General features: G+C 72.4%; 11 protein-coding genes. 6 read left to right on the top strand and 5 right to left on the bottom strand.

The window, feature by feature from the left end; all coding sequences use genetic code 11:
* From J0670_RS21330 to J0670_RS21340, 3 genes are all read right to left on the bottom strand, one after another.
* Positions 1-818: sulfurtransferase (locus J0670_RS21330; protein ID WP_207813240.1), on the bottom strand; the 818-nt coding region annotated here is incomplete at its 3' end.
* 131 nt (positions 819-949) lie between these two features.
* Positions 950-1,276, bottom strand: coding sequence for a hypothetical protein (locus tag J0670_RS21335; protein WP_207813241.1), 327 nt, complete (start codon positions 1,274-1,276; stop codon positions 950-952).
* Positions 1,277-1,439: 163 nt separating this feature from the next.
* Positions 1,440-2,324 carry a polysaccharide deacetylase family protein gene (locus tag J0670_RS21340; RefSeq protein ID WP_207813242.1) on the bottom strand — a complete coding sequence of 295 codons (885 nt, stop codon included), beginning with the start codon at positions 2,322-2,324 and terminating at the stop codon, positions 1,440-1,442.
* Positions 2,325-2,566: 242 nt separating this feature from the next.
* Here J0670_RS21340 and J0670_RS21345 point away from each other — a divergent pair, with 242 nt between their 5' ends.
* The gene (locus J0670_RS21345) at positions 2,567-3,424 is read left to right on the top strand and encodes an SAM-dependent methyltransferase (RefSeq protein ID WP_207813243.1); all 858 of its coding nucleotides are present in this window, start codon (positions 2,567-2,569) and stop codon (positions 3,422-3,424) included.
* Between the two features lie 75 nt (positions 3,425-3,499).
* Here J0670_RS21345 and J0670_RS21350 read toward each other — a convergent pair whose 3' ends face one another.
* Positions 3,500-4,369, bottom strand: coding sequence for an Fpg/Nei family DNA glycosylase (locus J0670_RS21350; RefSeq protein WP_207813244.1), 870 nt, complete (start codon positions 4,367-4,369; stop codon positions 3,500-3,502).
* 87 nt (positions 4,370-4,456) lie between these two features.
* Here J0670_RS21350 and J0670_RS21355 point away from each other — a divergent pair, with 87 nt between their 5' ends.
* The 4 genes from J0670_RS21355 to J0670_RS21370 all read left to right on the top strand — a co-directional run bounded on the left by J0670_RS21355 (position 4,457) and on the right by J0670_RS21370 (position 7,437).
* Positions 4,457-4,912 (top strand): SRPBCC family protein, encoded by a 456-nt coding sequence (locus J0670_RS21355; protein WP_207813245.1) that lies wholly within the window; start codon positions 4,457-4,459, stop codon positions 4,910-4,912.
* A gap of 338 nt (positions 4,913-5,250) precedes the next feature.
* Positions 5,251-5,910, top strand: a complete 660-nt coding sequence (locus tag J0670_RS21360; RefSeq protein ID WP_207813246.1) for a hypothetical protein — start codon at positions 5,251-5,253, stop codon at positions 5,908-5,910.
* A gap of 121 nt (positions 5,911-6,031) precedes the next feature.
* Positions 6,032-6,823, top strand: coding sequence for a thioredoxin domain-containing protein (locus J0670_RS21365; protein WP_207813247.1), 792 nt, complete (start codon positions 6,032-6,034; stop codon positions 6,821-6,823).
* Positions 6,820-7,437, top strand: coding sequence for a vitamin K epoxide reductase family protein (locus J0670_RS21370; RefSeq protein ID WP_207813248.1), 618 nt, complete (start codon positions 6,820-6,822; stop codon positions 7,435-7,437). Before J0670_RS21365 ends, J0670_RS21370 begins: the two co-directional genes overlap by 4 nt.
* Before the next feature lie 52 nt (positions 7,438-7,489).
* Here the strand turns inward: J0670_RS21370 and J0670_RS21375 are convergent, their stop codons facing one another.
* On the bottom strand, positions 7,490-8,473 hold the full coding sequence (locus J0670_RS21375; RefSeq protein ID WP_207813249.1) for an adenosine deaminase: 984 nt from the start codon (positions 8,471-8,473) through the stop codon (positions 7,490-7,492).
* 141 nt (positions 8,474-8,614) lie between these two features.
* Here J0670_RS21375 and J0670_RS21380 point away from each other — a divergent pair, with 141 nt between their 5' ends.
* A complete protein-coding gene (locus J0670_RS21380) occupies positions 8,615-8,896 on the top strand; it encodes a DUF6158 family protein (RefSeq protein WP_243437316.1) in 282 nt (93 codons plus the stop codon).
* Positions 8,897-8,922: the final 26 nt, after the last annotated feature.

Below are 8,922 nucleotides of genomic sequence, written 5' to 3' on the forward strand. Positions count from 1 at the left end.
CCGTCGTAGTTCTTCACGTGCGGGTACCCCAGGAGCTCGGCGAGCGCGAACCAGGTGTGCGCCGACCGCTCACCGATCCGGCAGTAGGCGATCACCTCGCGCTCCGGTTCCACGCCCTTGCCCCCGTACAGCGCCCGCAGCTCCTCCGCCGAACGGAACGACCCGTCGTCGTTGGCCGCCTGCGACCAGGGCACGTTGACCGCCCCCGGGATGTGCCCGGGCACCTGGGCCTGCTCCTGCGGCAGGTGCGCCGGAGCGATCAGCTCGCCCCGGAACTCCGCCGGGGAGCGGACGTCCACCAGCACCGCGTCCGCGCCGGGCTTGGCGAACACCTCGGCCCGGGCCAGTACCTCGTCCCGCAGTGCCCGCAGCTCGGGCCGTTCGGGGCCGGCCAGCCGGTAGGTGGTGTGCTGGTAGTCCATCACCTCGTGGGTGAGCTCCCGCCCCTCCAGCTCCCACTTCTTGCGTCCGCCGTCCAGCAGCCGCACCGGCCCGAAGCCGCGCAGCCGCAGCAGCCAGTAGCCGTACGCGGCGAACCAGTTGTTGTTGCCGCCGTACAGCACTACGGTGGTGTCGTCCTCCACTCCGGCCGCCCGCAGAAGGTGCTGGACGCCTTCTCGGTCGACGTAGTCGCGGCCGACCTGACTGTGCAGGTCGGCGGTCCAGTTCCAGCCGACCGCGCCGGGGATGTGGCCCCGGTCGTAGGCGGTGGTGTCCTCGTCCACCTCGACGACCCTGATCGTCCCGTCGTCCAGGTGGTGGGCCAGCCACTCGGTGCGGACCAGTGACTCGGGGTGTGCGTAGCCGTTGCCGGTCATCCCAGGCCTCCTTACGCTCTGCCCAGGCCGCCGCGCCCGACCACGGGCACGACGAAGCACCGGCGACCGGGCCGGACAGTTCGAAGCTACGCCGACCGTCCGGCCGAGGCCACCCCACGCTCCCCCTGCGCTCAGGAAAAGACGACCGAGCGCAGCTTCAGCCGGTCGCCGAGCCTCTTGCCGGGGTTCATCACGTAGAAGACATCGCCCTTGCAGTCGAAGTCCAGGTAGACCGTGGCCGTGGAGCCGGTGAGGTTCTCCGGCGCGAAGGCCGGCTCCTCCGCCGTGGCCTCCGGAATGTCGATGCAAAGGCCGCTCGGCGGGTTGAACAGCCCGCTCCTGAGACCGAAGCCGTACTTGTAGCGGAAATCCCCCTCCGTCGCATTGGCGGACAGCGGAACGGCGAGGACGAGGGCGACGGCGCTGGCGGCGGCGAGCACGGCGTTGCGGAGACGCATGACTGAGGGCCTTTCAGGTGGTACCCGGTGGTACCCGGTGAATTGGTGCGAGATCACCCTAGAGGCCCAAAATCCGAAGAAACGGTTCTCCAAATCCACTCGTTCAGGTGGTTTAAACGGCGAAACCGATACCTGCCACACTCCGCCATCACAGGGAACTCATTCAGTTCGGCGGAGCCGAGAAGGAGTACCCCGAATCGAGCAGTACCGGCAGGTAGGCCTTCATCGCCGCCACCGTCTGCGAGCGGTCCCCGCCGCCGTCGTGGTTGAGCACGATCGACCCGGGCCGGACGTTCTTGAGGACCCGGTCGATGATCACCGACGTCCCCGGCCGGGACCAGTCCCTCGGGTCCACCGACCAGCCCAGGTTCCGCAGCCCGAGGGCCGCACTCGCCCTGAGCGCCACCGGGGACCAGTCCCCGCCCGGGGCGCGGAACCAGGTGGGCTGCCGCCCAGTGGTGCGCTGCAGCAGGTCGGAGGTGCGCTCCAGCTCGTCCCGCACCGCACCGTCCGACATGTGCCGCAGGTCCGCGTGGGTCCAGGTGTGGTTGGCGATGTGGTGGCCGTGGTCCGCGATCTCCCGCACCAGGCTCTGGTGCTCGACCGCGTTCTCGCCGATCAGGAAGAAGGTCGCCCGGATCCCGTGCTGCTTGAGCAGTGCCAGCACGGTGGGCGTGTACCGGGGGTCCGGGCCGTCGTCGATGGTGAGCGCCACCACCCGCTGCCCGGGGTCCAGCTCGAACACCGGCTTGCTCTCCTCCTCGGTGAGCGTCCGGTGGCCGGGCTCGCCGCCCGGCGGGGCACCCGAGCCGGCGGGCGGGGGGAAGGGCACCGGGGACGCCGCCCCGGCCGTGGGCGAGGAGGCCGACGACTGCGAGGCGGCGGCGGAGGCCACGGCCTCCGGGATCGCCTCCGGGGAGGAGGCGGCGCCCTCGTCGCTCCAGGGGCTCCGGCAGCCGGCGGCGGCGCCGAGCAGGGACATTCCGGCTGCGGTCAGCAGCAGCCGGCGCGAAGTGATTCGAGGATTAATCTGACGATCAGACAGCATGCTGGATGCTTCCCCCGGAGGTCACCACCCCTCTCCACGGGCACCTCGGACGGGCTCGATCACCACTCCGACGGCTCAAGCACGGGCCGAGCACGCCCCGGACGCACCCCGGACGCACCCCGGGCACACCCCGCGTCCCCACCACTTCCCCGGATCTTTCCCGACCGGACGCCCGGCTTCCCGTCCGGGCCGCTACGCTGTGCCTTCCCCAGTGTGATGATCTGCCATCAGAGGACGTGGCCATGACGACAAGTCAGGACTTCCCCCAGCAGGGCCCGCAGGACGACGCCGCCGAGCTGAGCCAGTGGGAACGTTTCGGCGTCGACACCTCCACCCCGCACTCGGCGCGCGTGTACGACTACTGGCTGGGCGGCAAGACCAACTTCCCGCCCGACCGGGCCATGGGGCAGGCCATCGAGCAGGCCGTTCCGAGCGTCAAGGAGATGGCCAAGGCCAACCGCGCCTTCCAGGGCCGCGCCGTCCGCTACCTGGCCCGGGAGCACGGCATCCGCCAGTTCCTCGACCTCGGCACCGGCATCCCCACCTCGCCGAACACCCATGAGATCGCCGAGTCGGTCAGCCCCGGCACCCGGGTGGTCTACGTCGACAACGACCCGATCGTGCTCGCCCACGCCCGCGCCCTGATGGTCTCCAGCCCGGCCAGCCGCACCACCTACATCCACGCGGACCTGCGCAAGCCCGAGGAGCTGTTCACCGACCCGGCGCTCACCTCCACCCTGGACCTCACCCAGCCGGTCGGCCTGCTGATGATCGCCGTGCTGATGCTGATCGCCGACGAGGACGACCCGTGGGGCCGGGTCGCCGCGCTGCGCGACGCCCTGCCCGTCGGCAGCTGCATCGCCCTGACCACCCCCACCCCGGACTTCGACCCGGAGGCGGTCGGCAAGGTCGCCGAGGCCGCCCGGGCCGGCGGGATGACGCTGGTGCCGCGCGGCTACGACGACGTGCTCCGCTTCTTCGACGGCTGGGAGCTGGTCGAGCCCGGCGTCGCCCCGGTCCTGGCCTGGCGCCCGGACGGCGAGCCGCCGGCCGACCCGAAGGCGGCGTACTACTGGGGCGGCGTCGCCATCAAGCGCTGAGGGCGCCGCCATCAAGCGCTGAGGGCACCGACGGGCACCCGGCGGGTCGGCGGCACGCCGTCCCGCCCCCCGGTGTCACTTCAGCAGCCGCGACAGCCGCCGGTCCGCCAGCGGCCTGCCCCCGGTCTGGCAGGTCGGGCAGTACTGCAACGAGGAGTCCGCGAAGGACACCTCGCGCACGGTGTCCCCGCAGACCGGGCAGGGCAGGCCGGTGCGGCCGTGCACCCGCAGCCCGAGCTTCTTCTCCGCCTTCAGCTCCCCCGCCGCCAGTCCGCGCGAGCGCTCCACCGCCTCGCGCAGCGTGCCGCCGAGCGCCTCGTACAGCCGCGCCGTCTCCTCCTCCCCCAGCCCGGACGCCTGCTTGTACGGCGACATCCGCGCCGCGTGCAGCACCTCGTCCGAGTAGGCGTTGCCCACCCCGGCCAGCACGCTCTGGTCCCGCAGCACGCCCTTGATCCGGCGCCGGTCGCCCCGCAGCAGGGCCGCGAACCGGTCGAGCGTGAAGCCCGGATCCAGCGGGTCCGGGCCGAGCTTCGCCACCCCGGGCACCTCGGCAGGGTCCGCGACCACGTAGACGGCGAGGCCCTTCCTCGTCCCCGCCTCGGTGAGGTCGAAGCCGTCCCCGGCCTCGCCCGCCAGCCGCACCCGCAGTGCCAGCGGGTTCTTCGGGCCCGGCCGCGGCGGCTCGGCGGGCAGGCCGTCCTTCCAGCGCAGCCAGCCGGCCCTGGCCAGGTGCACCACCAGGTGCAGCCCGCCCGCCTCGATGTCCAGGAACTTGCCGTGCCGGGTCACCGCCCCGACCGTGCGCCCCTCCAGCGCCGTCACCGGCGGGTCGTACGTCTTCAGCGCGCTGATCGCCACCGGCTGCACCCGGGCGATCATCCGCCCGGTCAGCCGCTGGGACAGGAAGGCGCTCAGCGCCTCGACCTCGGGCAGTTCCGGCATGCGCCCAGTCTCCCCCGGGCGCACGCCGGCCGCCCCTTTACCCCGGTGCGTCCGTGAGCGCAGGCTGGGACCGGAGGAGGCGTCGCCATGACCACCCTTGAGGAACAGATCGACATCGCCGTCCCCGTCCTCGCCGCCTGGGAGCAGCTCCACCGGGTGCGCGAGTACCCGCGGTTCGTCGACGGGGTGAGCACCGCCCACCCGCACGGACGCAACCACGCGCACCTCGAGGTGCGGATCGACGGCGCCGAGCGGGCGGTGGACACCGAGATCACCGATCGCGGCCGGGGCCGGGTCATGTCCTGGCGGACGCTGGACACGGTCCACCTGCGCGGCACCTTCGCGCTGCTGCCGCTGGACGCCGGGCACACCCGGTTGCAGATCCGGGTGGAGTACGACCCGGAGGCGCTGCGCCAGGACTTCGGCGGTCCGCACGGCTTCGCCCAGGCCGGGGCGATCGAGCGGGCGGTGCGCGGGGACCTGGAGCACTTCCGGGAGCTGGTCGAGGCCCGGGTGAGCGCCGCCGAGGCCCACCCGCAATGAGCCACCTAGGCCTGTCTGACAATTCGCGTCGGACCAGCGCGCGGCGTTGGGGTGCGTGCATCGCAAGGCGGAGGAGGGAGTCACTGCGGTGGGGGCACCTCCCGGCCGAAGGCTGGGGGCCATTGGCGACCGACGACAACGCGGCGAGGTGCGCTTGTGCCCTGGGGGTACCTCCCGGCCGAAGGCTGGGGGAGCGTCGCGCGCCCGGCGGGAATTGTCAGACAGGCCTTAGGCTCGTAAGCAGCGCATAAGCCCAGCTCAGCAAGGGCGGTGAGGCTGTTCACAGCCCGCCGTCCGACAGACCGTTCCGCTTTCAACCTGTGGCAGACTCGGATGCCATGGACATCGGACCGGCCACCAGGACGCTCCGCGCGGCGGTCTTCGCCGCGCTGGTCGTGCTGCTCGCCGGGCTCGGCCAGGTGCTGGTCACCGGCCGCGCGCTGCCGGTCGGCACGATGGGCCTGGCCTCGGTCGCCGTCTTCGCGGTGGCCTTCGCCCTGGCCGGCCGCGAGCGCGGCTACCCGGCGATCGCGGCGGTGTTCCTGCCGCTGGAGCTGGGCGTCAGCGCCCTGTTCGACCTCGCCCAGAGCACCTGCCCCTCCCTGCCGCCCGGCACCGCGCACGGCTTCCAGCCGCTGCTGTGCGGCGGCGGCTCGCTCGGCGGGTTCCTGCTCGGCCACGGCGTCTCCCAGCAGACGGGCGTCCTGCTGCTCCTGCTGCTGCACTCGGTGATCGCGCTGAGCGGCGCGTTCTGGCTGCGCCGCGCGGACGCCGCGCTGGCCGGTCTCGCCCGGACCGTCCGGATGCTGGGCGAGTTCCTGCACCGGCACCTCCCGGCCGCCGCCCGCTGGCTGCGGCTGCTCGCCGCGCCCGTCCCGGCCCGTCCGGTGGCGCGGGTGCCCTTCCCCCGGGCCAGCCGGTCGCTGGTCCCGGCCGAGGACGTGGTCGTCCGCCCGGCCGTCCGGCGCGGTCCGCCGGTGTTCGCCCTGGCCGTCTGAGCCTCCCCGCTCGACCGGCCGTCTCTCCCCCTCGCACAGGCACAGGCCCTGACCGGCCCGCGCGGGCCCTCCACCGGCCGCGCCCGCACCTCCGCACGCCCGAGAGCACAGGACGACACCCATGAGCAACACCCGTAAGACCGACAAGAAGACCTCCGCCACCGAGCGCATGCGCGTCGCCCGCGCCCAGGCCGAGCGCTCCGACCGGATCCGCCGCCGGGTGGTGGTCGGCGCCTCCTCCGCCGCGGTGCTCGCGCTCGTGGCCGGTGTGGCCTTCGCCGTCGGCGGCTCCTCCGGCTCCTCGGACACCGCCGCGAACGGCCCGCTGGTCGTCCCCGCCAACGCGACCGGCACCGACGGCACCGTGATCACGTACGGCAAGGCCGACGCCCCGCACACCCTGGAGGTCTACGAGGACTTCCGCTGCCCGTTCTGCGAGCAGCTGGAGACCACCACCGGCAAGGCCGTCCAGCAGCTCGCCGACGACGGCACGTACAAGGTCGAGTACCACCTGGCGACGTTCCTGGACAAGAACCTCGGCGGCAAGGGCTCGCGCACCGCGCTGGCCGCCGCCGGCGCCGCGCTGAACGAGGGCGTGGACAAGTTCAAGGCCTTCCACGACGTGCTCTACGCCAACCAGCCGGACGAGCGCAGCGACGCCTTCGGCGACGTCAACCACATCCTGGACCTGGCCGGCCAGGTGCCCGGGCTGAAGACCGACGCCTTCGTCAAGGCCGTCCAGGACGGCACTTACGCGCCGTGGGCCGCCAAGGTCAACGAGGAGTTCAACAAGAGCGACGTCACCGGCACCCCGACCGTCAAGCTGGACGGCAAGAAGCTGGACGTCCTCACCAACGGCAAGGCCGTCTCGCCCGAGCAGTTCACCGCGATGGTCAAGCAGGTGACCGGGTGACCGCCTCCGCCCCCGCGGCGCGCACCCACGGCGCGAGCCGCCCGTTCGCCTGGCTGCTGCTGATCGGCGGCGCGGTCGGCCTGTTCGCCTCGGCCGTCCTCACCCTGGACAAGATCCGGCTGCTGAAGGACCCGTCGTACGTCCCCAGCTGCAACATCAACCCGATCATCAGCTGCGGCTCGATCATGCGCAGCGACCAGGCCGAGGCCTTCGGCTTCCCCAACTCGCTGATCGGCCTGGTCGGCTTCGGGGTCGTGATCGCGATCGGCGCCGGGCTGCTCGCCGGGGCGACGTACCGGCGCTGGTTCTGGCTCGGCCTCCAGGCCGGGACGGTCTTCGGGATCGGCTTCGTCTCCTGGCTGATGTACCAGGCGCTGTACCGGATCGGCGCGCTCTGCCCGTACTGCATGGTGGTGTGGGCAGCGATGATCCCGCTGTTCTGGTACACCACCCTGCACAACCTGCGCTCCGGGGTCATCCCGGTCGGCCGCGGCCTGCGCCCGGTGGTCCGCGAGGCCGCCCGCTACCACTGGGTCGTCCCCGCCCTCTGGTGCGCGGTGATCGCCCTGCTGGTCCTCAACCGCTTCTGGTACTACTGGAGCACCCTGATCTGACCCGCCGCATACGGCCCCCGGGCGTCCTCCCTGGGGGCCGTACGCGTACCGGTCAGAAGGTGAACCGCTCGACCTCGGCGAGGAGTTCGGCGCGGCGGGCCTCGTCGATGAAGGAGGCGCGGAAGGAGTTGGCGGCGAGGAGGCGCAGGGTCTCCTGGTCGAGGGCGAGGGCCTCGCGGACGGCGCGGAAGTTGTCCTCGACGTAGCCGCCGAAGTAGGCCGGGTCGTCGGAGTTGACGGTGACCAGCAGGCCGGCGTCCAGCAGTTCGCGCAGCGGGTGGTCGGCCAGGGTGTCGATGCAGCGCAGGCGGACGTTGGAGAGCGGGCAGAGGGTGAGCGGGATCTGCTCGCGGGCCAGGCGCTCGACCAGTTCGCGGTCCTCCAGGCAGCGCAGGCCGTGGTCGATCCGCTCGACGCCGAGGACGTCCAGCGCCTCGGTGATGTACGAGGCCGGGCCCTCCTCACCCGCGTGGGCGACCCGGCGCAGCCCGGCCTCGGCGGCCCGGCGGTAGACCTCGCGGAACTTCGCCGGCGGGTTGCCGACCTCGGCCGAGTCCAGGCCGATGCCCGCGATCCGGTCGAAGTACGGGCGGGCGGCCTCGAAGGTCTCCAGCGCGGAGTCGGCGGACTCGTCGCGCAGGAAGCACATGATCAGCTGGGTGCTGATGCCGTACCGCTCCTCGCTGCGCTCCAGCGCCCGGGTCAGCCCGTCGACCACCACGCCCAGCGGCACCCCGCGCGCGGTGTGCGCCTGCGGGTCGAAGAAGATCTCCGCGTGCCGCACGCCCTGCTCGGCGGCGCGGGCCAGGTAGGCGTCCGCGAGGTCGGCGAAGTCCTGCTCGGTGCGCAGCACGGCCATCAGCGCGTAGTAGAGGTCCAGGAAGGACTGGAGGTCGCTGAAGGAGTACGCCTTCCGCAGCTCCTCGGTGTCGGCGTAGGGCAGGTCGACGGAGTTGCGGGCGGCGAGGGCGAAGGCGAGTTCGGGCTCCAGCGTGCCTTCGATGTGCAGGTGGAGTTCGGCCTTGGGAAGCGGCATGTGCGATCTGTCCGAGCGGTAGCGGGGCGAACCTGGAAGTACGGGAGGATTCATCCTACGATCCGCCCCGCCTCCACGGGTGCACGGGCGGCGGTCGGCGGGCACCCTGTAGGAGGGGACTTCCGCCGAGGAGGCACCGCGATGCAGCACGCCGAAGACCCGCACATCCGGCCCGCGGGCATCTCCCCGCACGCCCTTGGCAACGACACCCTGCTGCACGAGCTGGAGCAGCTGCACCGCACCCGCCACGAGACGTTCCTGTACGGCTCGGAGGAGGCGCTCAAGCGGCACACCCTGCGCACCGGCCAGTTGGAGGCCGAGTACCTGCACCGCTTCCCCAACCGGCAGGTGACCGCCGCGCGGACCAGGGCCGGCGCCCGGGCCAGGGAGGCGGCGGCCCGGGTGGAGTCGCTGCCCGAGTGACGCCCGCCCGATGAGCCCCGGCGCCC

The organism is Streptomyces sp. FH025, assembly GCF_017427025.1.
Taxonomy (GTDB): Bacteria; Actinomycetota; Actinomycetes; order Streptomycetales; family Streptomycetaceae; genus Kitasatospora.

Bases quoted from the DNA above. Each gene is read 5' to 3' on its own strand.
- J0670_RS21335 (WP_207813241.1), bottom strand. From the start codon at position 1,276: ATGCGTCTCCGCAACGCCGTGCTCGCCGCCGCCAGCGCCGTCGCCCTC.
- J0670_RS21340 (WP_207813242.1), bottom strand. From the start codon at position 2,324: ATGCTGTCTGATCGTCAGATTAATCCTCGAATCACTTCGCGCCGGCTG.
- J0670_RS21345 (WP_207813243.1), top strand. From the start codon at position 2,567: ATGACGACAAGTCAGGACTTCCCCCAGCAGGGCCCGCAGGACGACGCC.
- J0670_RS21350 (WP_207813244.1), bottom strand. From the start codon at position 4,369: ATGCCGGAACTGCCCGAGGTCGAGGCGCTGAGCGCCTTCCTGTCCCAG.
- J0670_RS21355 (WP_207813245.1), top strand. From the start codon at position 4,457: ATGACCACCCTTGAGGAACAGATCGACATCGCCGTCCCCGTCCTCGCC.
- J0670_RS21360 (WP_207813246.1), top strand. From the start codon at position 5,251: ATGGACATCGGACCGGCCACCAGGACGCTCCGCGCGGCGGTCTTCGCC.
- J0670_RS21365 (WP_207813247.1), top strand. From the start codon at position 6,032: ATGAGCAACACCCGTAAGACCGACAAGAAGACCTCCGCCACCGAGCGC.
- J0670_RS21375 (WP_207813249.1), bottom strand. From the start codon at position 8,473: ATGCCGCTTCCCAAGGCCGAACTCCACCTGCACATCGAAGGCACGCTG.
- J0670_RS21380 (WP_243437316.1), top strand. From the start codon at position 8,615: ATGCAGCACGCCGAAGACCCGCACATCCGGCCCGCGGGCATCTCCCCG.